The following is a 26,540-nucleotide window of genomic DNA, read 5'->3' as shown; positions in this document are numbered from 1 at the left end:
CTAATCTCTTCCAAAACAGCACTTCAGAAAAAAAGCGAAATTTTTTTCAAATTTTCCTGTAACATATCGATGATAAAAGAGTCTTAATAGGAACTTTGAATTCATTTATAGAAAAAAATCAATCATCAATCAAAATAATCTTTTAACCAAATTATGAAATTAAAATTCTTTCTGTTCGCATTACTGGGGGTAATCGCAACAGCTCAAGCCCAGAATCCGGGAACGGTCTCCGGGAAAATTACCGAAAAATCAAATAATGCACCTCTTTCATACGTAACAGTTTCAATCAAGGATAACGGAAAAGTAGTTTCTGGGGTTAATACAGATGATAAAGGAGAATTTATCATTAAAAATTTAGCTTTGAAAAGTTATACAATCGAAATCCAATACATTGGATTCAGAAAATATGTTGGATCTGTAATTTTAAGTGAAAATAAAAAAGAAGCCACTTTAAAGGTAGCACTTGAAGAAGAGGCAACGCAGCTTAAAGGTGTAAATATTGTAAATGAGCGTTCGACAATTGAACAAAAAATTGACCGTAAAGTAATTACTGTCGGGAAAGATTTGACTACGGCGGGAGCTTCAGCATCTGATATCATGAATAACATTCCGTCTGTAAACGTAGATCAGGATGGTAAACTCTCGCTTCGCGGAAACGATAATGTACGTGTATTAATTGATGGAAGACCAAGTAATATTGATCCGGCTCAATTATTAAAACAGATTCCATCAACTTCTATTAAAAAAATTGAATTGATTACCAATCCAAGTGCAAAATACAATCCTGAAGGAATGTCCGGAATCATCAATATTATTTTGCACAAAAATGCAAACACCGGTTTCAACGGAAGCTATAGTGGCGGTATTACTTTTGGAGAAACTGCCAAATACAATCAGTCGTTAGATTTGAATTATAAAACCGGGAAAGTGAATTTCTTTGGAAATGTGGGGCAAAATTTTGGGACCTATTTTAATGATGGTTACATCAAAAGATTTGATCAGGATATTTTACAAAAATTAGATATCAAAAATGAAAATGATTCCTATTTGTACAAAATTGGTATGGATTATTTAATTGACGATCATAATACTTTATCTTTTTACAGCAATCAAAATAAATCGACCGGAAAAGGATTTGTGAACACTGATATTGATTACAATAATGGTGATCCGAATATTAAAAATGCGTATCAAAAATCTAAGTATTCTGGGCCGGATGATACCGGAACTTACAATTTAGCTTATAAACATATCTTTAAAAAAGAAGGTCATACTTTAGATTTTGAAGGAAATTATAATATTACTAAGAAAACTCAAAATGCTGATTTTGACACAAAAAACACAGCTCCTGACAACACTATCAGCAACATAATCTACAATGATTTAATCAAAGGAGACCGTAAATTAAGTACTTTGAATATAGATTATGTGAATCCTTTGAATGAAAAAACTACACTTGAGGCCGGTGCCGAAGCCAGAATTACTAAAACAGGCAGTGATTATACCAGAATAAACCCAACTGATCCTACAGAGAATCAAATATCAAATTACACTTATGACACAAATATTTACTCTGCTTATGTAACTTTTGGACAGAAATATAAAAAATTCAGTTATCAAATAGGAACACGTTTTGAAAGTTATAAAGTAGCTGCTAATTTAAATCATGGTGAAACTAAATTTGATGATGATTATATTACGCTATATCCATCTGCTTATTTCACTTATAATCTGAATGAGAAAAATACTTTCCAAATTAGCTATAGCCGACGTGTTGACCGCCCAAGCTTAGAGCAGACAAAACCAATTCGTGAGTTTTCAACTCCGTTGGTAACTTCATATGGAAATCCGGAATTAAGACCTCAGTTTACTAATTCTGTAGAAATAAATTACACAAAAACGCTTGAAAAGGGAAGTGTAACCGGTGGTGTTTTCGTCAGAAGTATCAACGATCAAATCAGCAGAATTTTATATCCTGATGATACAGATCCTAATGGCAATAAACAAATTCTGTCTTTTACAAACTACGACAGCAATACAGCTTATGGATTTGAAGCTTCTTTTAATTATAAAATTACAAAATGGTGGGATATTTCACCATCTATTGATTTCTCAAGTATTAAACAACAAGGAATTGTATTTTCATACGATACGGCAACAAGCTCAAGTAGTCCAATTGAGAGAAAAATTACGGTTTCAGCGTTTAATGCCCGTATGAATTCTAATTTCAAAGCAACAAAACGTTTAAGCTTTTTACTATTCGGTTTTTACAGAGGCGGTGTTGACGGGCTTCAGAACAACAGCAAAGAAATGTATAAAATGGATATTGGTTCACGTTATACTTTATTAGACAACAAAATGAATATAAGCGTACGTTTTAATGACGTTTTCGACACTATGAAATATGCTTTTGATGCGATATACCCTTATCCTCAGGCCGGTCAGTTTACATGGGAAAGCCAAACCGTATATTTAGGTTTAACCTATAACTTTGGAGGAGCAAAAATCAAAAACCTGCAACGTAAACAAAGAGAAGACAATACTAATAAAGGTGGCGGCGGAATGTTTTAGCTTCTGTCTTAATTAGAACATTAATAGTTTTTAAATATTTTTTGTAGAAGAAAGTCCTGGAGTATGCCAACTTCAGGACTTTTTTATTTAATCAGTTATAAAAAATTTCGCAATTCTTTTATTTCTTCCGGATTTGCCGTTTCTGAATTATCAGTAATAGCTGAGGAATGATAAAAAGTAGGCTCTAATTTATCCTGCAATAATTTAATATTTGAAGATCGTAAACCCCCGCCAGGCATAATCTCAATTCTATCTTTTGCTAATTTTTGAATTTTTTCCAAATCAAAAATTCCTTCTTCAACACTTGGAGCTTGTCCGGAAGTTAGAATAGTTTTAAAACCACAATCAATCACATTTTCAAGGGATTGCTCGATATCTTTTGCCACATCAAAAGCACGATGAAAAGTACACGAAAGTGGCTGGGCCAAATAAACCAATTCCCGGTTTCGGGTTTTATCTACACTTCCATCCGAATTTAAGATTCCGAAAACAAAACCATCAACCCCCAATTTTTTGAATTGTTTTATATCTTGTTTCATTTCCACAAACTCTTCATCCGAATAGACAAAATCTCCTCCCCGTGGCCGTATTATCACATGCATTTTAATAGATAATTTCTCCCGGACTCTTACTGCTAAAATATAATTAGGTGTTGTTCCTCCTAATTTCATATTCTCACATAATTCGATTCTGTCTGCGCCTTTTTCCTCAGCAATCAATGCAGATTCATAATTAAAACAGGCTATCTCAAGTTGATTTTTTTTCATTTTAATTGAATTCTATTTTCTCAAAGTTTGTCATTTCGACGTGAGGAGAAATCACACTAGACACTCCGCAATCAAAATCGTCAATCTTTGTCGAGTTACGCATATGATTTCTCCTCACGTCGAAATAACAAAAACTATCAAACATTAAAAATACAAAAAAAACCTGCCTCAAAACGAAGCAGGCTTTATAATATCGTAAAAAACTAAATTACCATTTAATGATAGCACTTGCCCAGGTAAATCCGCTTCCAAAAGCAGCTAAGACAACTGTGTCTCCTGATTTGATTTTTCCTTGTTCCCAGGCTTCTGTCAAAGCAATTGGAATAGAGGCTGCAGTTGTGTTTCCGTATTTCTGAATATTATTATGGACTTTATCGTCTGACAATTTGAATTTATTTTGAATGAATTGTGAGATTCTCAAATTTGCCTGATGCGGAATCAACATATCAATATCGGAAACCTGTAACCCATTTGCTTCCAAACCTTCATTAATAACTTCTGCAAAACGAACTACTGCGTTTTTAAAAACAAATTGTCCGTTCATATATGGATAATAACTTTCGTCATTTGGATCATTATCAGCCAAAATATCAGTTACCCAACGAGCTCCCATTCCCGGTGCCTGCAATGCTAATTCTTCAGCATGTTGCCCTTCTGAATGTAAATGTGTTGATAAAATTCCTTTTGTCAAATCTTCTTCACGGCTTAAAATAGCTGCTCCTGCCCCATCTCCAAAAATTACCGAAACACCACGACCACGAGTTGTCATGTCTAATCCTGTTGAATGTACTTCTGAACCAATTACCAAAATGTTTTTATACATTCCGGTTTTAATATATTGGTCAGCAACCGAGATTGCATATACAAAACCAGAGCATTGGTTTCTAACATCTAAAGCTCCAACAGTTCTTAATCCTAAATCACGTTGTACTAAAACCCCCGGTCCTGGAAAATAGTAATCCGGGCTTAATGTTGCAAAAACTACAAAATCAATATCTTCTTTGGCTATGCCGGAACGTTCAATTGCTATTTTAGCAGCCTTAACTCCCATTGAAGTTGTGGTATCTTCTCCACGAATAATATGCCTGCGCTCCTGAATTCCTGTTCGCTCCTGAATCCATTCATCATTGGTATCAATAATCTTAGACAAATCATCATTTGTCACAACATTTGAAGGAACATAATATCCTAAGCCAGCTATTTTTGAATGATACATATTCTTTTTTTATTTGTTAAAAATTGGACTGCAAATTTAAACATACTTTAAAACATTAGCGTACAAATTACTACTTTTTTCGTAATTATCAATTCAACAAATTTTAAAAATTGTTTTATTATCATTATACTTTTCTAAAAAAAGACATTTTTGTTTAAAAAATCGAAAAACTCAAACAACAACACAAGAAATGTAACAAGATTAAAGTACTTTAGACTAATTAATAATAACCCGTTGGACGTAATTGATTAAAAACTCTTATTTGATATAAAAACAAATAGATCAAAAANTATAAATTTGAGTAAAACATCTTTATACTTCCAGAAATCATTGTTATCCTGAGCGAAGTCGAACTTTTTACTTCAAAGGGCTCGACTCCGCTCAGCCTGACACCTATTTTGAATTACATCCAACAGGTAATAATTACACTTTTTAAATAACAAAAAATAAAAATTATGAAACTAAAGGTTAGCCTGCTCTTGTTTTTAAACATTGGCTGTATTGCTTTCGCACAAGAAAATCTAACGTACCAAAAACCTTCTAAATCTATTTTGGATTTGGCAGATTACGAAAGAGCGCCTTCTGTATCAATGGATACTAAAAAAGAGTATATGCTTTTATCGTACAGGAGTACTTATAAAACTTTGGATGATCTAAATCAGGAAGAACTTCGTTTGGGTGGTTTGAGAATTAACCCGACAACAAACATTTCAAGTACTGTAACTTACATCAACAATTTAAAAGTACGAAAAATAAGCAGTACTAATGAAGTACAGGTGACCGGATTACCGGACAATCCTAAAATAAGCAATATACTGTGGTCTCCCAATGACAAGAAAATTTTATTTTCGCACACTACAAATTCCGGTGTTGAACTGTGGGTTTTAGATGTTGCCGGTGCAAAAGCAAAAAAACTTACCGAAGCAACTGTAAATGCAAACCTTGGCAATCCTTTTAGCTGGTTTTTAGATAACGAAACCATTTTAGTAAAAATGCTTGTTAAAAACAGGCAGCCATTAGTTGATTCTAAAAAAGATCTTCCAAAAGGGCCAATAATTTCAAACACTTCCGGAGAAAAATCTCAAAACAGAACCTATCCAGATATGTTGAAAAACAAAAATGATGAGATTAATTTTGAAAACGTCATCACTTCTCAACTGTATAAAATCAATCTTAACGGAACTGCTGCATTATTTAAAGAAGCAGCAATGTATGCGGGAGAAAGAATTTCGCCAGATGGAAATTATATTATGTTAACCACTATTCAAAAGCCGTTTTCATATGTTGTTCCATTAAACCGATTTCCATCCAAAACAATCGTTTATGATAAAAACGGAACAGAAATAAAAACAGTAAACGAAGTCCCGCTAAACGAAATAATCCCAAAAGGTTTTATGGCTGTCAGAAAAGGAAAAAGAGAAATGACATGGAGAAATGACAAACCGGCGACTTTATCCTATGTCGTAGCTTTAGACGAAGGTGATCCTGCTAAAAAAACAGATTTTAGAGACGAAGTTTTTCTTTGGGAAGCACCTTTTGCAAATAATCCAGCCACATTAATAAAAACACCTCAGCGTTTTAATAGCATCACATGGGGAAATGACAATATAGCAATCGTCACAGATGAATGGTATGACACTCGTAATACTAAAACATATTTGGTAAACCCCTCAAATCCTGAAGAGCAGCCAAAAGTGATTTCGGATAGAAATTCACAGGATATTTATTCAAATCCGGGTGTTTTTGAAACTACAAAAAATGAATACAACAAATATGTATTAGCAATAGAGAATGATAATGCATATCGTATTGGCGAAGGGTTTACCAAAGACGGCCAGTATCCGTTTATAGATGAGTTCAATTTAAAAACATTGAAATCTAAGCATATTTACACTTCTGCTTATAAAGATAAAAAAGAAGATTTATTAGAAATTGAAGATTTTAAAAACGGAAAAGTTTTAGTTCAGATTCAATCTAAAAGTGAGTATCCGAATTATTATTTCAGAAACATCAAAAAACAAAATAGCCTGACACCAATTACATCTTTTAAAAATCCATTTGAAAGTATTAAAAATGTCAGCAAAGAAGTAATCAAATACAAACGAAAAGACGGTGTTGAACTTTCAGGAACATTATATTTACCTGCAGGTTACGATAAGGTAAAAAAAGAGAAACTGCCTTTGTTAATCTGGGCTTATCCCGCAGAATATAAAGATAAAAACAGTGCCGGGCAGTCCACTCAAAACTCAAATGAATTTACATTTCCTTACTACGGATCATTTGTATATTGGGTAACCAAAGGATATGTGGTTTTAGATGATGCTGCTTTTCCTATTATTGGTGAAGGTACTACAGAGCCTAATGATAATTTCATTTCACAGCTGGTTGATAATGCCGAAGCAGCAATTAATGCAGTAGACGCTTTAGGATATATTAACCGCAAAAAAGTTGCTGTTGGAGGACATTCCTATGGTGCATTTATGACCGCTAATTTATTGACACATTCTAATCTTTTTGCCTGTGGAATTGCACGAAGCGGAGCTTATAACAGAACTTTAACCCCTTTCGGATTTCAGACAGAACAGCGTAATTACTGGGAAGCTCCGGAAGTTTACAATACGATGTCTCCTTTTATGAATGCTGATAAAATGAAAACGCCAATTTTATTGGTTCATGGTGAAGCTGATAATAATCCAGGTACTTTTACTTTGCAGACAGAGCGTTATTTTCAAGCTTTAAAAGGATTAGGGGCACCGGCAAGAATGGTGATTTTACCTAAAGAAGCCCATAGCTATGTTGCTAAAGAAAACATTCTGCATTTGCTTTGGGAACAAGACCAATTCTTAGAAAAATATTTAAAAAACTAATTTCATTTTATAAAACAAAAAGCCCCTAAAAATAAATTTAGGGGCTCTTTTGTTTATTACTTTATCTTAACCTTTTAACCATGCATTTCTAAGTTTGTCTTTAGATGCATCAGTAGCTTTAAAAGTTTCTTTTTCTTCGTATGGAAATTTTACTGTTCCTTTGATTGTTTGTTCAACACCGTTACGTTTTATTTGAACTATAATAGCGTCATTCTCTTTCCAGTTTTCGCTCTCCCCAATTAAATCATAAATATTATCCAGTGTATAGGGCTTATTATTTATTGATGAAATAACGTCTCCTCCTTTAAGGTTTAAATTAGTGAAAAATGGGTTCAATTCAATATCTGAACGAACACTTATTATTTTTGTTTTTGGGTCAATAGCTATATATGGAGTTTGTCCTTTTAAGAAAATTGATCCTGCTGTTTTTTCAGATGCTTTAGTGACGCCTACTTTTGCTAAAAAAGTATCATAAGGAATTGGAGTTGTTCCTGCAACATAAGTCTTTAAAAACTCTCCCACCTCAGGATAAGTCAATTCAGTTATCTTAGCAAAAAGCTCATCATCATTAAATGGTTTATTAACGCCATACTCTTCTGATAACTTGTGCATTAAATCAAGAATACCTCTTTCTCCATTACTTTTTTCTCTAATAATGATATCAATACACATCCCTATTAATGCTCCTTTTTGATACACATTTAAATATTGGTCTTTGTAGGGCTGTTCCAAAACATTTTTACTCATTGTAGTAAATGACATTGTATCATTTAAACCTTTTGCCCCTTCAATTTTATCAGCAATACGAGTATAAAACTCAGCTTCACTGATCAGACCCTGATTGATTTGAAAAAGATTGGCAAAATACTCTGTTACACCTTCATACATCCATAAATGTTCTGACATTTTTGGTGCATTATAATCAAAATACTGGATTTCTTTTGAATGAATTGTCAGCGGGGTTACGATATGGAAAAATTCATGTGAAACCACATCTTTCATCGATTCTACCAATTTTTCTTTTGGCATTGACTCAGGAAGAACTACAGTCGTGGCTGTAGGATGTTCCAAAGCCCCAAATCCATGGGCATCATCTTTTGCTAAACTTGACAGGTACAATAAAACGGTATATTTTTTAGTAGCATTTACTTTTCCTAAAAAGTTTTTTTGAGCCGTCATCATTGTTTTCATTTCCGGTGTAATACTTTCAGCGGTAAATTTTCCTGTAGGAGAATAAACAGCTATTAAAATATCCATTCCATTAACATTAAATGTAGTATAATCCGGTTTAGAATACATTATCGGATTTTCTACTAAAACAGCGTAACGCGGTGTCACAAAAACATCACTGGTTTTGCTTGCATCTTCGTCTGTCATAGAAGTTGCTCCCCAAAGTGTTTCTGGATGTGTAATTGTAACTTTGTAAGGAACATCTAGTTTATCCTGAAAATACCCAACAAAACCGTGGGTATTTACAAGGAAGTTTTTACCTGCATTGATGTTTGTTCCGGCTGGCGAAAACACATCATCATTACCAAAACCAGTACCTTTTTCAGTATCAAAAGTATCTCCGACCAAATATGTAATGGTTTTTAATTTTTTTGCATCTGAAATGGACCAGGAGTTATCATCAATTCTTTTTACAGTTAAAGTATTTCCTTTAGCATCAAAAGCCTTAAATCCATCTGAATATTTACCATAATTATCGGTAGAGTATGTTCCTGGAACTGTTTTAGGAATACTGTAAACAACTTCATCTTTTTTTATTTCGGGAACTGTAATGGTTACCAAAACCTTATCATCTTTTACATCAGTAAGATTAATATTAACAGCTACTGTGTTATTTTTTGCAGAGCTTGATGCGCTCCCTGTCTTACAACTCCAAAAAGCTGCTGCAAGAGCGAATGTGTAAATTATTTTTTTCATTTATTCCGAGTTTAAGTTTGTGTATGAGTCTTACAAAATGCAAAACTGTTACACTATTAGGCATAAATAAAAAACTCCTGTGATTTCAGGAGTTTAATAATTAGTCTAATTTATTTTTTATATAGTACTTTCCGTCCAAATCTTCATCAAAATCATCTATTTTAACTGGTTTTGGTTTGGGTTTATTTGCGATTGCCTTCTTTTTCCACATTTCAAATTTTTCAAGAGGCATTTTCTTTTTCATGATTTCCAGAACTTCTTTTTCCGACAATCCAAATTCCTTTTTTATAATTTCAAATGGATTCCTTTCTTCTAATGCCAACGAAACAAGCTTTTCAGTTTGTTCCCAATTCAATTCTTTGCGGTTACTCTTTTTCATCACGTGAAAATTAATTCAAAATAGAGGTTAATGATTAATAGATTGATTTTCAATTTAAGTATCAATATTAATAAAAAAAATAATTAGTTCATCAGATTCAGTATATTTTTTTTACTGATTTTAGCTATTTTTTGCTGGTCTTGATTTTTGAACCGGAATTTGTAATAAATTTTTCAATTTATTATTTTATCCTTCTGCCATATGGGTATCAACCCCATCTCTATGGATTATGATTTTCTTTATTCTTATAAAAACACCCTTAAAACTGGATTTGTTGTATAAAAAAAGAGAAAATCAGATATAAATATAAGATTTTCTCTTTTTAAAATAAATTACTTTCTGCAATATTTATCCTTTTTTAATCAAACTGATTATAAACAATAGTACCCAGGCTCCCCCAACAGCAATTAGAATCTGCCAAAGGAGTCCGCCTCCGCCAATGCCTAATTTCCCTGCAATCCAGCCGCCAATAACTCCACCAATGATTCCGACGATAATATTGCCAATTAAGCCAAAACCTGCGCCTTTCCAAACCTGACCGGCTAACCATCCTGAAATTGCTCCAATAAGTAAGAAATACAAAAATCCCATAATTTTAAATTTTTAATGTTAGTAATTGAATTAGATTATGCCACGTCGTGCTTTTGTAATACTGTTTTATAAATAAATCCAGCTGTTATTGCCCCTAAAATTGGAGCTGCCCAAAATAACCAAACTTGCGATAAGGGACCTCCTCCGGTAAAAATAGCCTGAGATAATGATCTTGCAGGGTTCACGGAAGTATTAGTAATTGGAATACTTATTAAATGAATTAATGTCAAAGCTAATCCGATAGCTATCCCGGCAAATCTTTCGTTTGCAAATTTATCTGTTGCCCCTAATATTATTAACAAGAAGAAGAAGGTAAGTACAAATTCGGCTATAAAAGCAGATGACATGGAATAACCATCCGGCGAAAATGCTCCAAAACCATTAGAAGCAAAAGCACCGGCTCTGGTATTATCTATTACATTTCCGGCTTTTCCGGACCAAATAACAAACAATGTTCCGGCAGCAGCAAGAGCGCCAATACATTGTGCTATAATATACGGAACCAAATCTTTTGCGGAGAACCTTCCGCCAGCCCATAATCCAAAAGATACAGCAGGATTAAAATGCCCGCCTGAAATATGTCCAACAGCATATGCCATTGTTAAAACCGTCAAACCAAATGCTAAAGAAACACCTACAAACCCAATTCCTAAATCGGGGATTCCGGCTGCAAAGAGCGCACTTCCGCAACCTCCAAAAACAAGCCAATACGTTCCGAAAAATTCTGCAAATAATTTTTTCATAATAAATAATTTTAATTAATGGTTAATAGTCAGGTATATTGATATGCCCATAAAATCAACAAAAGCTGTAACGGCATACGTAGTAATAAAATCCATTTTGGTAAACCAAAGCTTGCTTTTTTGTCCTGATACATGAATAAATTTGCCGGAAATACTGCAACTAACAAAACTATAATTCCCCATGCAGAAAAATGGGTCAAAAAAGGAAGAGTCAGGAGAATACCTAAAGTTATTTCGGCAACTCCGCTTAAAAAATTTAATAATTTGGGATTTGAAAAATAAGGAGGAATTATTTTATGATATATTTCGGGGCTTCTGAAATGATTAATCCCCGCAACAATATAAAGAAAAGCCATCAAATATAAGTGCCAGGGTAACTCCATGATAATCAAAATTTAGCACGAATTTAATAAAAATTCAGGCACTTTATATATTTTAAGTATGATTTTTTTTACAATTTATTAATCAATCCTTTTTTCGTGAAATTAATATTCATGATAATAATGGCCAAAATAATAAACAGAATCCCAACCCATTGCAGAAAAATTACTTCTTCATTTAATAAAACAAATGCCATCATTACAGAAACAGGCAGTTCAAGTGCCGAAACAATACTTCCTAAACCAATTCCGGTTAACGGAAAACCTGCATTCATAAGCATTGGAGGAATGATTGTTCCAAAGAGTGAAAGTGCAATTCCCCATTTCATAAAAATAGCCGGATTAAAAGGAGCATTTTGTGTTACAAATGCAAACGAAAAAACAATAATAGCTCCACCCAAAAGCATATACAAACTTCGTTGAGCTGAAGAAATTTCAGTTGCTACATGATTGGCCGTAAACATTGTCGCAGTAAATGATGCAGCTGCCAGAATTCCCCAGCCAATTCCTCTCCAATCTAATTCGATATCATTATTAATAATATTGGTCGCTAATACAGTCCCGACAAGAACAATAAAGACAGCTGTTATTTTTTGAAGTGACGGCAATTTTTTTTCTAAAATCATTTCAAGTAAAACTCCCATCCACACAGTTTGCATGAGCAGAACAATACCAATCGAAACCGGAATATATTTTACAGCCAGATAATAAAACAAGCTGGTCATGCCTAATGAAGTTCCTGCAAGCATTAAACTAAAAATATTTTTACGGGTAGCTTTTACCACATTTTCTTTATGCTTTGCTTTTTGGAAAGCATTAATTAGCAAAATCCCTAAAATCCCCAGTATAAATTGAGAAGTAGTAACTTCGGCAGTAGTAAAACCTTCACTATAGGCCATTTTTACGAAAGTAGCCAGCATACCATAACTTGTGGCACCTAAAGCAACCAGAAAAACTCCTTTCAGGACATTCTTTTGTGACATTTTTGTTTTATTTTAAAATTTTGAGCCTGCAAAGATAGGATATAGTTTTTAGCCAGTTGTTCATATCTGTTTAAAATCGGTGAAAGGAAAAAAACTTAAAGGTTAGAATTTATTCTAAAAAAATGAACCATCACTTCCACCTCATTTAAAAAATTTCTTTATTTTGCAGCAAAATCTAAAAAATAATGAAAAAATCAATTATTGCGTTTATTGCAATTGCCTTATTAGTAATCTCATGTGATAAAAAAGAATCAACAGACAGTTTACATATTACCGGAAACATAAAAGGCTTAAAGAAAGGGACTTTATATATTCAGAGAGTTGTTGACACTGCACTTGTTGCCATAGACAGCATTAAAATTGATGGTAATTCAGTATTTGAAAGTACTATCAAATTAAAATCCCCTGAAATGCTTTACTTATTTCTGGATCGTGGTGTAACCAATTCGTTAGACAATAATATTATGTTTTTTGCTGAGCCAGGAAATATAAATATCGAAACAAATCTTGATAATTTTATAAATGGAGCAAAAATTACTGGTTCAAAAAATCATGAACTATACGAAGAATATAAAAAAATAAATTCTCGCTTTAATGACGAAAACCTTTCTTTAGTGGAAGCAAAATTTAAAGCTTTAAAAAGACAGGATCAAAAAGCTATTGATAGTCTTGTAACAAGAGGGGATTCAAATATCAAACGAAAATATTTATTTGCTACCAATTTCGCCATCAACCATAAAGATCACGAAATAGCACCATATATAGCTTTAGCAGAGATTTACGATATTAACATTAGATTTTTAGATACAATTCAAAAATCTATGACACCTAAAGTAGCAAATTCGCTATATGGTAAAAAGCTGACCAAGTATGTGAATGATATTAAAAAAGAAGAAAAGAAATAATTTCAATATTTAAAATGTAAACAAAAGGTCCTGAAAATTTTCAGGACCTTTTGTTTATGATAAATTCTTTTAAGGAAAAAACAAGCCATAAAAAAAGCCTCTCAATTGAGAGGCTTTTTATGTTGGTCTACTAGGACTCGAACCTAGAAAGACTGCACCAAAAACAGTTGTGTTACCATTACACCATAGACCAGCAGTGCGGTTAAGCGAGTGCAAATTTAAAGCTTTATTTAGTTTGTGCAAACTTTTTGGTCAAAAATTTTCATTTTTTTTTTCATTTTTTTTCTTTGAAATCGATAATAAGGACGCAAGTATTTCACAAACAATAGTTTACTTTTATTAAATAGTTTTGCAGAATTTTTTGTTAATGCTCGTTTCATTACACAAAAAAACATTTTCTTTGTATCATCAAAATATTCAAAAATTTAACACCAAAATATGGCACAATTCAATTTCAACAAATGGAATACAATTATTGGTTGGTTTGCATTTGCAATCGCTTTAACAACTTATACATTAACTGTTGAACCTACAATGAGCTTTTGGGATTGTGGCGAATATATTGCAACAGCCGCTAAGCTTGAAGTTGGCCACCCGCCCGGAGCTCCTTTATTCCAGATGATGGGTGCGTTTTTTGCCATGTTTGCAATCGATAATCAGCATGTTGCCGTAATGGTAAACATGATGTCAGTTTTTTCAAGTGCTTTTACAATTTTATTTTTATTTTGGTCTTCGTCTATGATTTTGAAAAAAATTGTAGCCCGCTTTGCAGAGATTGATCAAAATAATTCAATTGTAATTTTAGGAAGTTCTTTCGTTGGAGCTTTAGCTTATACGTTTTCAGACAGTTTTTGGTTTAATGCCGTAGAAGCCGAAGTTTATGCCATGGCTTCTTTATTAATTGCATTGCTTTTTTGGCTTGGTCTACGCTGGGAACAGGATATGGACCATCCAAAAGGAAACAAATGGCTGTTAATCATTTCGCTTGTTATCGGTCTTTCGTTTGGAGTTCACTTTATGGCTTTGTTAACGATTCCTGCCATTGGTTTTCTTTATTACTTTAAGCACTATGAAAAAGTTACTCTAAAAAACTTCATTATTGCAAATGCTGTAGTAATTGCAATCTTATTATTTATTTTCAAATTGCTTCTTCCATTAACCATGGCCTTCTTTGGTAAAACCGAAGTATTCATGGTAAATAGCATGGGATTGCCTTTTAACTCAGGAACCATTTTTGTTGCTTTACTTTTTATTGCTTTCTTTTATTTTGGATTAAAATATACCAAACAAAAAGGGTTCGTTTTTTACAACACTATTATTCTTTGCATCTTATTCATTTTAATAGGTTTCTCAACCTGGATGATGTTGCCTGTTCGTGCTAATGCGAATACAGTAATCAACGAAAACAAACCATCTGATGCTACCGAAGTTTTAGCATACTATAATCGTGAGCAATATGGCGTAAACCCTTTGTTTTATGGGCCTCAATACACGGAAGTTTTTGCCGGATTGGATGAAAAAACGCCATATCTGGATAAAAAACCCAACTACGAAAGAGATTATAAAACCGGTAAATATATCATTACCAATAATTATAAAAACGCAGATCAGAACAGTGATGACAATCAAAAAACGATTCTGCCTAGAATGTGGAGTACAGAAACGCAACATATTCAAAATTATATCAACTTTACAAATCCTCCTCAATTCAAAATAAATCCTAATTATGCTTACGAGGATGATTTAGCAAAATATGGAATTGATGCCAGCCAATTATCTGAGGAAGAATACAACAAAGCTACTGCTCAACTACGCAATGAGGTTGAAAAAACAGTTTCAGAATTTAGAAAAGCGTATGCTCAAAAGCAAATCGACAATGAAGGTTATGTAAAATTCTTAAAAAGTTATGGTGATTATTTAATTATTGAAAAACCATCAACTGTTGATAATTTCAGTTTTATGTTCGAATATCAATTCGGATACATGTACTGGAGATATTTGATGTGGAATTTTGTAGGGCGTCAAAGTGATGTTCAGGGAAAATATGATAATTTAGACGGTAACTGGATCAGCGGAATTAAGCCGTTAGATTCATTACACTTAGGTTCACAGGATAATTTACCTACAGACGTTTTAAATAACAAAGGAAGAAATGTTTACTTTTTCCTGCCTTTCATCTTAGGGCTTATCGGAATTATGTATCATGCAAATAAAGATCTTAAAAGCTTTTATGTACTCTTGGCTTTATTTTTATTTACGGGAATTGCACTCAAAATCTACTTAAACGAAAGACCTTTTGAACCTCGCGAAAGAGATTATGCATTAGTTGGTTCTTTTTATGTTTTTGCAATTTGGATAGGCTTCGGGGTATATTCACTCTATGAATCTATTCAAAAATATCTTGCTCCAAAAATTGCGGGTCCAATTATTATTGCCGGAAGTTTATTAGCAGCTCCTGTTTTAATGGCTTCTCAAAACTGGGATGATCATGACAGATCCGGTAAATATACAGCTGTTGCAATGGCAAAAGCATATCTGACTTCATGCGATAAAAATGCTATTCTGTTTACCATTGGTGACAATGACACGTTCCCTTTATGGTATGCTCAGGAAATTGAAGGCGTACGAACAGATGTGAAAATTGTAAACACAAGTCTTTTCATGACCGATTGGTACATTGATCAAATGAAAGCCAAAGCTTACGAATCTGACCCGTTACCGATATCTTTTACACATGACGAATATGTAGGTGATAAATTAGATTATGTAGCCCACATTCAGAAAGTAGAAACGCGCTGGGATATTAATGATTTCATTAAATTCATTAAAAACCCAAAATCTACTGTAGGTTTACAAAACGGTCAGACCATTCACTTTTATCCAACAGATAAAATCAGAATTCCGGTGGATAAAAACATCATCATCAAAAACAAGGTAGTTAATCCTAAATATAATGATTCTATAGTCCCTTTTATGGATATCGATATCAAAGGAAGTGCTCTTTACAAAAATCGCTTAATGATGTTGGATATTTTAGCAAATAACAACTGGAAAAGACCAATCTATTTTAGTGGCGGCGCTTTTGACGACGAGGATTATTTATGGCTTAAAGACTATTTACAGCTTGACGGAATGGTGTATAAATTAGTACCTGTTAAAAATACGCCTTCAAAAGATGGCGGGCCAATGGATATGGGGCAAATTGACGCTGATAAAATGTATGACATCGTAATGAAATGGGACTGGGGAAATAGCAATAGCGATAAGATTTATCATGATCCTGAAACCAGAAGAAACAGTATTACCTATCGTACAAATCTTTCACGCCTGATGAATCAGCTTATCGAAGAAGGTAAAATAGAGAAAGCCAAAAATGTTATCAATTTGGCAATAACAAAAATGCCGTTGGAGAAATTCGGATATTATTCACTTGTTGAACCTTTCACCGGTGGTTATTACAAGGTTGGTGAAAAAGAAAAAGCACATGATCTACTAAATAAATTGGTTCAGAAATATAAAGAAAACCTTAATTATTATGCAACTTTAAGTGCTGGCGACCAATCTGATTTAGCCATTGATATTATAACAGATATTGAACGCTACAGAAGCTTGCTTCAGGTTATGAAAGACAATAAAGATTTAGTCTTTTATAACAACCACAAAAGGACTTTTAATACCTACGTAAATGTTTTTGAACGATTTGGTCGTGAAAAAGAATAATATACGAAAAATTTAGCAATTAAAAAAATGCAGCACTGTTTGATAAATAGCGCTGCATTTTTTAATTTTACATATCTTTTAATCCTTTCAAAATGAGCTTTTATTGGGTAAAAACTAACGCATTTATAAAAAGAGTGTTTTCTAAATATTGTTGGGATATCCCTAACAACGAAAAGAAAATATATCTCACTTTTGACGATGGTCCAACTCCGGAAATTACAGATTGGGTTTTAGCTGAGTTAAAAAAGCACGATATCAAGGCTACGTTTTTCTGTATTGGAAAAAACATAGATTCTAATCCAGAGTTATTTTTGAAAATAAAACAAGAACATCATTCGATTGGAAATCATACCATGAACCATATGAATGGCTGGAAAAGTGAAACAAACGAATATATTCAAAACGTAAAGAAATGTGCGGAAATCCTATCCCAAAAATACATTCCTTCTTTATTGTTTCGTCCACCGTACGGAAAGATTAAAAGACAGCAATCCAGACTCCTAAGAAAATTAGGCTATAAAATAATCATGTGGGATGTATTAAGCGCTGATTTTGACCAGAGTATCAGTCCTGAAAAATGTCTTGAAAACGTCGTTAAAAATGTAAAATCAGGAAGTGTAATTGTTTTCCATGACAGTATAAAAGCATCACAAAATTTAAAATTTGCGTTACCTAAAACTTTGAGTTTTCTGAAGGAAAATGGATTTGTATTTGATATTGTTACTTAGACAACATCTGTAGAAAGAAAAATCTTTTATAAACTAAACTGTTCCTGAACAATTCCTATAATGGTATTCGCATCCAGTTCACCGGATTGTCTCCAGATCATTTGCCCTTCTTTATAAATCATTAAAGTAGGAAGCCCTTTAATTCGTAAAGCTTCTGCAAGTTCCTGATTTTTATCAACGTCAATTTTGATTACTTTGGCTTTATCACCAAGCGCTGCTGCAACATCCTTAATAACAGGATGCATAGAAACTGACGATTCATTCCAATCTGTGTAAAAGTCAATCAACACAGGGACCTGAGCATTTATTAGTTCTCCAAATTTTGACATAAAACCAAAAATTAAATTTTTAAATCTACTAAAAAGAGATTAACATTATACAAATGTAGCATTTTTACCGAATTAAGCCACATTGCGACCCTTTTTTAGTTCAATAACTGTTATTTCCGGCATAATCCCAACTCGTCCCGGATAGGCATGAAAACCAAAGCCTCTGTTTACATAAACATATCGGCCTACATTTTCATACAAACCTGCCCATTGCTTATAAATGTATTCAGCTAAACTCCATTTGAAATATCCCGGGATTTCAATACCAAATTGCATGCCATGCGTATGACCTGACAATGTAAGGTGAAAATTCTTTGGGTGATTTTTTATTTCATATTCCCAGTGGCTTGGATCGTGACTCATTAAAACTTTAAAATCACCTTGTGCTACTTGTTGTGAAGCTTTATTCAGATCTCCGGCCATTTTAAAATTCTTACCCCAATTTTCAACTCCAATCAAAGCTATTTTATCCTCCCCTTTCTGAATAAAGGTGTGTTCATTTAATAACAATTTAAATCCAATTTGACCGTATAATTTTTTTATCGCCTGAAAATTTTCATCTTTTTCTTTTTCAGAAGGCCATGTCACATATTCACCATAATCATGATTTCCTAAAACCGAAAATTTTCCATATTTATATTCTTTTATCCTGTTAAAAGTATCCAGCCAGGGATGCATTTCTGTGGCATGTGTGTTTACAATATCACCCGTGAATAAAATCATATCTGCTTCCTGCTCATTGATTAAATCAATAGCATAATTTATTTTTTCCGGATTATCAAAACTTCCGCTATGTATGTCTGAAATCTGAGTAATCCTAAAACCATCAAAAGCATCCGGCAAATCGGGAAAAAATACTGTTTGCTTAATAACCTTAAAGTTATATTTTCCTTCAAAAATTCCGTAAATCAACGACAAAAAAGGGATTGCTGCCAAACCTAAACCTATCTGACTAATAAACTTTCGCCTGTCAGGCATTATTTCTGTTCGGGGAGCATTGTACATACAGTAATTTAAGATACTTGCTCCTAGTCTGAAAATATCTTCACCCAATAAAACAAGCGTAATTACAATCTTTGGAACATAAACCAGAAGCATCAGACCCATTGTAAACATCGTCTGTTTTGTTTGCCCTACAGAACGATCAAACTGAGTAAAAGAATAGATGATAAAAATTAAAAGCAGTAAACTTATAATTTGATAACTCACTAAAACCCATCTTAATTTGATAAGTGTACGAAAGGCTTGATAGGAATAAAACTCAATGAATAAGAAAACTGCACAAAGAATTACAAAACGAATGACCATTAGTTTATAGTTTTAAGCAAAGTAACAAAGAATGAAAATTTTATAGCTTTTTATTACCAAAAATTTAACTCTAATAATGACAAAAAGCTGATAGATTTCCCTACCAGCTTTTTCTCTACCAAATTTTTTAAAACCATTCTAATCCACAACAAAGTTTAAATAGTAAACTAATGTCGTTTATTTTTTAGCTTTTGAAGTTTCTGATTTAACAGCTTCTTCTTTTTCAGCTTTTTTCTCAGCTTTTTTGTGTTTTTTAGGAGCTTTAACTTCTTTTGCCGGAGCGGTTTGAGCTGGAGTAGTTTGTGCGCTTACCATTGCAGTAGTTCCTAAAACAGCTACTGCTAACATTACTAATTTTTTCATGATTTCGAGTTTTTATGATTGTTATTATTTCATTTATTATACCTCAAAGATATAATCACCACATGAAGATTAAATGAAGATTAAACCATCGAAAAAAAATTAACTTTTAATTAGGTTTTATGATTTCCGGAAACAAAAGTGTAAAGGTTGTGCCTTGATTTATTTTTGAAGTAACTTGTATTTCGATATGATGAAAAGAAGCAATACTATCTGCAATTGCGAGGCCTAACCCCTGTCCGTCCTGATCAGAACTAATCCTGGCAAAGCGATTGAATATTCTTTCTAATTGAGAAGCATCCATACCAATACCTGAATCGGTTATTGAAATAAAATATTGATTGTTTAAAAAACCGTCAGAAACAATAATTTCACCTTTTGGCAAATTGTATTTAATCGCATTAATTATCAAATTATAAATTAGAATATGAATCAGTGTTTTATTTCCTTTAAAGCTGAAATCATTCTTCATATTATTAGAGAAATTAATCTCTTTATCTTCAAGTCTGTCCTGAAGATCTTCCTTCATATCGGTTATAATTTCATAAAAATGAATATCTTCATTGGCTGCATATTGATTATTTTCGATTCTGGAAATCAACAATAAATTATTGATGATTTTTTTCAACATATCCAACGTTCTCATTGATCCGGCAATCTTATCTACCGCATTATTATCCAGAGAATCATTCTGCAGTAAATTTTCAAATTTATTTTTAAGCAATGCAATTGGCGTCAACAGTTCATGCGAAACGTTAGAAATAAATTGTTTCTCTTTTTTGAAAAGTTCCGCAATGCGGTCCATCATTTGATTTAAAACAAAATCCAGCTCTCTAAAATCCCTTGACCCTGCTTTTATTGGCGTATGATCAAAAGCTTCAGGCTGGTTGACACGCCGGATTTTTGTGTCGATAATTTTATAAAAAGGTTTTAACAAATATTCGATATAGAAAGTATCTGCCAAAAAAGTTATCAAAACGATTATTACAAAAACAATCAGGATAAAAAACCGAATTATGAAGGTCAGGTCATTAATTTCTTCTAAACTGCTTCCAATTTCAAGCTGATAGCCAATTTTCCCATAAGTAAAATGATACTGTAATATCCTGTATTGATTCATTTCCCCTTCGATAACGCGATAATCATTTACAAAAAAAGTATTCTTTTGATTAACTTTTAAGGGTAATCTGGAAAGCATGAGAAATTCACTGTGCAGTGTTGAAAATTCCGAATAGGTTTCTGTAGAATCATCCTGAACAATAAAATCATTGATTTCATTCTGATTCAAATTATCAATAAACTTTTTCTTCTTTTCTAATAAACTGTTATTGATATGTTTATAAACTACTTTTTCAACCAAAATAGGCAGCATCAACCATAAAATTAAAATCACCAACAATCGGGTTAGTGCATTAAAAATTGCCAGCTGGTGTTTTATTTTCACGGTATTTTATTTATTCATTAATACGATAACCAACATTCCGAACAGTTTCAAACCAATCTATTGCTGTATGCTTATCGAGTTTTTTTCGAAGGTTTCTAACATGAACATCAATAAAATTGGAATCTGAATTCACTTCGAGAATATCACCCCAGATATGTTCTGTTAATTGCAATCTGGTAATCACACGGTTTTTATTTAAAACCAGATACTGAAAAATATCAAACTCCTTTTTAGTCAAATTAATCGGTATCTCATTATAATTTACCTTATAATCCTGTAATTGCAACGAAAATCCGTGTATCATCAAATCATTTAGCGTAAAGCCATGCATCCTCCGGATTACAGCAAACAATCGGGCACTTAATTCGGTTAAAGCAAACGGTTTTGTCAGATAATCATCTGCCCCAAGATCTAAACCGTTAATCCTGTCATCTAATTCGCCACGGGCCGTTATTACAATTACTGCTGTTTTCGATTTGGTTTTCCGAAGTGCTTTCAGAACTTCAAAACCATCTCCATCAGGCAAACCCAAATCTAACAGCATCGCATCGTAATCATTACTATTTAACTCTTCAAGAGCATCACTGCAAGTATTTGCAATTTTGCATATGTACCCTACGTTACATAAAAAATCATAAACCTCGACAGCCAGTTCTTTATTATCCTCAACAATCAAAATATTCATAAACAAATCTTTTAAACACAACTAAAAATAATCAATTATAAAAAGCCATGTTGTCTATTATTAAAAAATTAACGAATCAAAAAAAAAGCTGACAAATTTCTTTATCAGCTTTCTCCATAATTATCCCTTCTGTTTTGCCCCTCTTACAATTTTTTAAAAGCAAAACAAAAACAATTATTATTTTTTTACATTAGATGTCTCTGATTTTGCAGCTTCTTTTTTCTCAGATTTTGCTTTTTTCTCAGATTTGTGTTTAGGATGTTTTGTGGCTTTCACTTCTTTTGCCGGAATGATTTTCACTTCTTTTACCGGACCAACTTTTACAGCAGGAAATGCATTTACCATTGCTGTAGTTCCTAAAACTGCTACGAGTAACATTAAAAAATTTCTCATGATTTCTATTGATTTAAATTAATAACCTTTTAATTACAGATCAAATGTACTCCTGTAAAATGAAGACAAAATGAAGATAGAATTGCGCCTGAAAATTTTAACCTGACATTAACTATTTGAAAAAAATTCACCATATAAGTAATATAAGTTCATTTAATTTCATCAACGTAATCTTAGACTTAATGCTGTGTACAAACAAAACCATAGACGCACTGCTGTGCACCTCTACTAAAATGGACTTATATCACTTATATGGTAAAAAAAATCTTTTTAGTTTAATTTTTGAGAACCCAATTGATTATTTTTACAGACTAATATTTTTTTTATGTCAACACAAAAACGCCTTTTTCTTCTCGATGCTTATGCATTAATATTCCGTGGTTATTATGCCTTTATAAAAAATCCGAGAATTAATTCCAAAGGAATGGATACATCGGCAATTATGGGTTTTATGAACTCACTTTTGGATGTTATCAAAAGAGAAAAACCAGATCATTTGGCAGTTGCTTTTGATAAAGGCGGAAGCCATGTACGAACAGAAATGTATACTGAATATAAAGCAAATCGTGACGCTACGCCAGAAGCGATAAAAATTGCAATTCCGTATATTCAGGATTTATTAAATGCAATGCATATTCCAATTATTGAAGCGAATGGCTGTGAGGCCGATGATTTGATCGGTACAATTGCAAAACAGGCCGAAAAAGAAAACTACAAAGTCTATATGGTTACGCCTGATAAAGATTTTGCACAATTAGTTTCTGAAAATATTTTCATGTACAAACCTGCTCGAATGGGTAACGGAATAGAAATTTGGGGTGTTCCTGAAGTTTTAGCTAAGTTTGAAATTGAAAGACCTGAACAAGTAATAGATTTTCTTGGAATGATGGGTGATGCTGTCGATAATATTCCGGGATTACCAGGAGTTGGAGAAGTTACCGCTAAGAAATTTCTAAAAGAATTCGGTACCATGGAAAATCTTTTGGCAAATACACATTTGCTAAAAGGAAAAATGAAAGAAAATATCGAAGCCAATAAAGAGAAGGGAATACTTTCTAAAAAACTGGCTACTATCATTATAGATTGCGATGTTGTTTTCAATGAAGCTGATTATGAGCTGACACGTCCTGATATTGAAAAAACAGATGCTATATTTCAGGAATTAGAATTCAGAAGAATGGCAGAGCAATTTGATAATCTTTTTAAAATTGGCGGTGGAAATGAATTAGCAGCCGCTGCTGCTCCAGACGCCAAATTATACAAAAAACCACAACCCAAAAACGAAGATCAGTTTGATCTTTTTGGAAGCGCAACTACCGACGAAAACCCGGAAACCGCAAGAACTTCTTTTTATAACACTTTAGAAAACACACCTCACTCTTATCAAACTATCCAGGGCGATTTAGGAATAAAATTGCTTTTGCAGAATTTACAAAATCAGACTTCCGTTTGTTTTGATACTGAAACCACTGGTTTAGATGCTTTACATGCTGAATTGGTTGGGGTTTCTTTTTCTTACGAAAAAGGAAAAGGGTTTTATGTTCCGTTTCCTGAAAGTCAGGAGGAAGCTCAAACTTTAATAGATAAATTTGTTCCGTTTTTTGAAAATGAAAACATCGAAAAAATAGGTCAGAACTTAAAATATGATTTGAAAATTTTATCTAATTACGGAGTTACTGTAAAAGGAAAACTTTTTGATACTATGATTGCGCATTACCTGATCAATCCGGATATGCGTCATAATATGGATATTTTGGCTGAAACCTATTTAAAGTACTCTCCAAAATCAATTGAAACATTAATTGGTAAAAAGGGCAAAAATCAAATCTCGATGCGCGATGTTGCCCTTGAAGAAATTAAGGAATACGCTGCTGAAGATGCTGATGTAACTTTTCAATTAAAGGAAATTTTCACTTCTGAACTGGATAAAACGGAAACCAAAAAATTATTTGATGAAATTGAAATTCCGTTAGTTAGTGTTTTAGCAGATATGGAAACGGAAGGAATTCGTTTAGACGTTGAATTTTTAAGCGTAATGTCTAAAGAAATGGATATTGAGATTAAATCTTTGGAGCAAAAAATTTATGAAAGTGCCGGAGAAAAATTCAATTTGGCTTCACCGAAACAATTAGGTGATATCTTATTTGATAAAATGAAAATTGGCGGTGTAAAACAAAAGAAAACCAAAACGGGCCAATATGCAACAGGTGAAGAGGTTTTAACTTATTTAGCCAATGACAATCCTATTGTGAAAGAGATTCTGGATTGGCGTCAAATGGTAAAATTGCAAAGCACTTATATTTTGGCTTTGCCGGAACAAGTAGACAAAAAGACTTTGAGAGTTCATACCGATTATATGCAGACTGTTGCGGCAACCGGGCGTTTGAGTTCTAACAATCCGAACTTGCAGAATATTCCGATTCGTACCGAAAGAGGTCGCCAAATCCGTAAAGCATTTGTAGCCCGTGATGAAAATCATACGTTAATATCTGCCGATTACTCGCAAATTGAATTGCGAATTATTGCTGCTTTAAGTGGTGAAGAAAATATGATTAAGGCTTTCCTGGACGGAGAAGATATTCACAAAGCAACAGCTGCAAAAGTTTTTAATGTTCCTTTGGATGAAGTTTCCCGTGAGCAAAGAAGCAATGCCAAAACTGTAAACTTCGGAATTATTTACGGGGTTTCAGCTTTCGGATTGAGCAACCAAACTTCATTATCGCGCAGTGAAAGTGCTGCATTGATTGAAGCCTATTATAAAACATATCCAAGATTAAAATCATATATCCAGGAACAAATAGAGTTTGCCCGCGAGAAAGGATATGTGCAAACCATTTTAGGCCGTCGTCGTTATTTAAAAGACATCAACTCAGCAAATGCTGTAGTTCGAAGTGCTGCTGAACGAAATGCTGTCAATGCACCAATTCAGGGAAGTGCTGCCGATGTGATTAAAATTGCGATGATCAACATTCACAAAAAATTAAAAGAAGAAAACTGGAAGTCAAAAATGCTGCTTCAGGTACATGATGAGCTTGTGTTTGATGTTCACAATGATGAACTCGAAAAAATCCAGCCCATGATCAAACACGAAATGGAAAATGCTTTTATTATGAGCGTTCCTTTAGATGTTGAATTAGGTTTGGGTAAAGATTGGCTAGAGGCACATTAAATAATTTTAGATTGCAAATTTTAGATTTTAGATTTCTAAATATAGAGAACAAAATGACAGACAATTTTAAGCCTCCAATAAAAAGCAGAACCACACAAGAATTACTTAATATTGTTAGCTCTCCTAAAAAATGGAACCGTGATGCGCTTTATCTTGCCAAATATGAATTATCAAACAGAAATGTCGATAGTTCAGAAATAGATAAAGCTATTCAGTTAACAAATGAGAAAGAAGAAGAGGAAAGATTGAGGAAGGCTAACAAAAGCTATCAAATTTCTGATTTTATTTTCAAGCCAAAAAGCACTTTATTTGAGTTATTATTTACTTGGGAATTAAAAAAAGATGGATATCTTCTGAAAGCAAAACAACAAAACACATTTAGAATTGCTCTAATTATTATTATTTTATTTGTTTATTTAATTTCATTCATTCAAGAAAATTTAAAATAGAAATAAAAAAAATCCATTCAAATTGAATGGATTTTTTTTTATTTTTTATCTGGCAAACAGACCTCCTAATATTGCAAATACTATTATCAGTCCATACAAAATCATAATTGACAAGGTAAAGATTCCGATAAATTTATAATGTGACTTTAAATATTCAAAAGATTTGGTCAGTGCTTCTGAATCATTTTCTTTAAAAGCTCTTTTAGCATTTGTTCCGAATTTATTTAAATAATAAACCGGAAAAAAATAAATAGCCGCAAAAGCAAAATAAAAGACTCCCATTATTACACCGAAAGAACCTCCTCCCATTGCAATCGCTCCCGGCAACGTACTTCCCATAGTTGAGAAAAGAGTTCCTGCAAAAAGAGCAAGTAAAACCATAAGTCCAATTCCGATAAAGCCCATGATGGATAAAAAGTAAGCCCATTTAGCGGTTTCTTTTAAAAAGTCTTTTGCAGATTGATCGAGGTGCAGCTCAAATTTTTCGAAAACTGAAGTTTCTTCCATGGTAATAATTTTTCTGGTTAAGAAACAAACATAAGAAAAATATTTCATGAAATCTGTTATTCTAAAATTCCAATATTTCGAAACAAAAAAAGTCAGCAGAATTGGAATTTGAAATATCTA

22 protein-coding genes and 1 tRNA gene are annotated in these 26,540 nt (G+C 32.9%); 7 read left to right on the top strand and 16 right to left on the bottom strand.

The window, feature by feature from the left end; all coding sequences use genetic code 11:
* Window positions 1–153: 153 nt before the first annotated feature.
* Window positions 154–2,571, top strand: a complete 2,418-nt coding sequence (locus tag PMI10_RS01930) for a TonB-dependent receptor domain-containing protein (protein ID WP_007803904.1) — start codon at window positions 154–156, stop codon at window positions 2,569–2,571.
* 95 nt (window positions 2,572–2,666) lie between these two features.
* Here the strand turns inward: PMI10_RS01930 and PMI10_RS01925 are convergent, their stop codons facing one another.
* Window positions 2,667–3,338, bottom strand: a complete 672-nt coding sequence (locus PMI10_RS01925; protein ID WP_007803902.1) for a copper homeostasis protein CutC — start codon at window positions 3,336–3,338, stop codon at window positions 2,667–2,669.
* Between the two features lie 208 nt (window positions 3,339–3,546).
* A complete protein-coding gene (locus PMI10_RS01920) occupies window positions 3,547–4,554 on the bottom strand; it encodes a 3-oxoacyl-ACP synthase III family protein (protein WP_007803900.1) in 1,008 nt (335 codons plus the stop codon).
* A 455-nt stretch (window positions 4,555–5,009) separates the two neighbouring features.
* Here PMI10_RS01920 and PMI10_RS01915 point away from each other — a divergent pair, with 455 nt between their 5' ends.
* Complete coding sequence (locus tag PMI10_RS01915) at window positions 5,010–7,421, top strand: S9 family peptidase (protein WP_007803898.1); 2,412 nt, start codon at window positions 5,010–5,012, stop codon at window positions 7,419–7,421.
* Between the two features lie 66 nt (window positions 7,422–7,487).
* On the opposite strand, the gene PMI10_RS01910 is transcribed toward PMI10_RS01915, so the two are convergent.
* The 6 genes from PMI10_RS01910 to PMI10_RS01885 form a co-directional block, all read right to left on the bottom strand.
* On the bottom strand, window positions 7,488–9,347 hold the full coding sequence (locus PMI10_RS01910; protein ID WP_007803895.1) for a M61 family metallopeptidase: 1,860 nt from the start codon (window positions 9,345–9,347) through the stop codon (window positions 7,488–7,490).
* Window positions 9,348–9,447: 100 nt separating this feature from the next.
* Entirely contained in the window at window positions 9,448–9,726 is a 279-nt protein-coding gene (locus tag PMI10_RS01905; protein WP_007803893.1) for a DUF2805 domain-containing protein, read from the bottom strand.
* A gap of 348 nt (window positions 9,727–10,074) precedes the next feature.
* Window positions 10,075–10,317: a GlsB/YeaQ/YmgE family stress response membrane protein gene (locus PMI10_RS01900; RefSeq protein ID WP_007803891.1), complete on the bottom strand. Its 243-nt coding sequence runs from the start codon at window positions 10,315–10,317 to the stop codon at window positions 10,075–10,077.
* 35 nt (window positions 10,318–10,352) lie between these two features.
* Window positions 10,353–11,060 carry an aquaporin Z gene (gene aqpZ, locus PMI10_RS01895; protein WP_007803889.1) on the bottom strand — a complete coding sequence of 236 codons (708 nt, stop codon included), beginning with the start codon at window positions 11,058–11,060 and terminating at the stop codon, window positions 10,353–10,355.
* A gap of 29 nt (window positions 11,061–11,089) precedes the next feature.
* On the bottom strand, window positions 11,090–11,443 hold the full coding sequence (locus tag PMI10_RS01890; protein WP_007803888.1) for a DoxX family protein: 354 nt from the start codon (window positions 11,441–11,443) through the stop codon (window positions 11,090–11,092).
* Window positions 11,444–11,511: 68 nt separating this feature from the next.
* Window positions 11,512–12,423, bottom strand: a complete 912-nt coding sequence (locus tag PMI10_RS01885; RefSeq protein ID WP_007803887.1) for an EamA family transporter — start codon at window positions 12,421–12,423, stop codon at window positions 11,512–11,514.
* Between the two features lie 185 nt (window positions 12,424–12,608).
* On the opposite strand from PMI10_RS01885, the gene PMI10_RS01880 reads away from it, so the two are divergent.
* Window positions 12,609–13,328, top strand: a complete 720-nt coding sequence (locus tag PMI10_RS01880) for a DUF4369 domain-containing protein (RefSeq protein WP_007803886.1) — start codon at window positions 12,609–12,611, stop codon at window positions 13,326–13,328.
* Window positions 13,329–13,450: 122 nt separating this feature from the next.
* Here PMI10_RS01880 and PMI10_RS01875 read toward each other — a convergent pair.
* A tRNA-Gln gene (locus tag PMI10_RS01875) sits at window positions 13,451–13,521 on the bottom strand.
* Between the two features lie 245 nt (window positions 13,522–13,766).
* On the opposite strand from PMI10_RS01875, the gene PMI10_RS01870 reads away from it, so the two are divergent.
* Window positions 13,767–17,048 (top strand): glycosyltransferase family 117 protein, encoded by a 3,282-nt coding sequence (locus tag PMI10_RS01870; protein WP_007803885.1) that lies wholly within the window; start codon window positions 13,767–13,769, stop codon window positions 17,046–17,048.
* Between the two features lie 92 nt (window positions 17,049–17,140).
* On the top strand, window positions 17,141–17,776 hold the full coding sequence (locus tag PMI10_RS01865; RefSeq protein WP_007803884.1) for a polysaccharide deacetylase family protein: 636 nt from the start codon (window positions 17,141–17,143) through the stop codon (window positions 17,774–17,776).
* A 26-nt stretch (window positions 17,777–17,802) separates the two neighbouring features.
* Here PMI10_RS01865 and PMI10_RS01860 read toward each other — a convergent pair whose 3' ends face one another.
* From PMI10_RS01860 to PMI10_RS01835, 6 genes are all read right to left on the bottom strand, one after another.
* The gene (locus PMI10_RS01860) at window positions 17,803–18,105 is read right to left on the bottom strand and encodes a thioredoxin family protein (RefSeq protein ID WP_007803883.1); all 303 of its coding nucleotides are present in this window, start codon (window positions 18,103–18,105) and stop codon (window positions 17,803–17,805) included.
* Between the two features lie 72 nt (window positions 18,106–18,177).
* Complete coding sequence (locus PMI10_RS01855) at window positions 18,178–19,413, bottom strand: metallophosphoesterase (RefSeq protein ID WP_007803882.1); 1,236 nt, start codon at window positions 19,411–19,413, stop codon at window positions 18,178–18,180.
* Between the two features lie 177 nt (window positions 19,414–19,590).
* Window positions 19,591–19,776, bottom strand: coding sequence for a hypothetical protein (locus tag PMI10_RS01850; RefSeq protein ID WP_007803881.1), 186 nt, complete (start codon window positions 19,774–19,776; stop codon window positions 19,591–19,593).
* Window positions 19,777–19,882: 106 nt separating this feature from the next.
* Window positions 19,883–21,217, bottom strand: a complete 1,335-nt coding sequence (locus PMI10_RS01845) for a sensor histidine kinase (protein ID WP_238539438.1) — start codon at window positions 21,215–21,217, stop codon at window positions 19,883–19,885.
* A 10-nt stretch (window positions 21,218–21,227) separates the two neighbouring features.
* A complete protein-coding gene (locus PMI10_RS01840) occupies window positions 21,228–21,902 on the bottom strand; it encodes a response regulator transcription factor (protein WP_007803877.1) in 675 nt (224 codons plus the stop codon).
* Between the two features lie 177 nt (window positions 21,903–22,079).
* Window positions 22,080–22,295 carry a hypothetical protein gene (locus PMI10_RS01835; protein ID WP_007803875.1) on the bottom strand — a complete coding sequence of 72 codons (216 nt, stop codon included), beginning with the start codon at window positions 22,293–22,295 and terminating at the stop codon, window positions 22,080–22,082.
* Window positions 22,296–22,620: 325 nt separating this feature from the next.
* Here PMI10_RS01835 and polA point away from each other — a divergent pair, with 325 nt between their 5' ends.
* Together polA and PMI10_RS01825 are read left to right on the top strand one after the other, a co-directional pair.
* Window positions 22,621–25,464, top strand: coding sequence for a DNA polymerase I (gene polA, locus PMI10_RS01830; protein WP_007803873.1), 2,844 nt, complete (start codon window positions 22,621–22,623; stop codon window positions 25,462–25,464).
* A gap of 53 nt (window positions 25,465–25,517) precedes the next feature.
* Window positions 25,518–25,913 (top strand): hypothetical protein, encoded by a 396-nt coding sequence (locus PMI10_RS01825; protein WP_007803871.1) that lies wholly within the window; start codon window positions 25,518–25,520, stop codon window positions 25,911–25,913.
* A gap of 45 nt (window positions 25,914–25,958) precedes the next feature.
* Here PMI10_RS01825 and PMI10_RS01820 read toward each other — a convergent pair whose 3' ends face one another.
* Entirely contained in the window at window positions 25,959–26,468 is a 510-nt protein-coding gene (locus tag PMI10_RS01820) for a hypothetical protein (protein WP_007803869.1), read from the bottom strand.
* Window positions 26,469–26,540 lie beyond the last annotated feature (72 nt).

This window comes from Flavobacterium sp. CF136 (genome assembly GCF_000282055.1).
Lineage (GTDB): Bacteria > Bacteroidota > Bacteroidia > Flavobacteriales > Flavobacteriaceae > Flavobacterium.
Note: the sequence above shows the minus strand (reverse complement) of the source record. Positions and strands in the feature narration are given on the sequence as shown.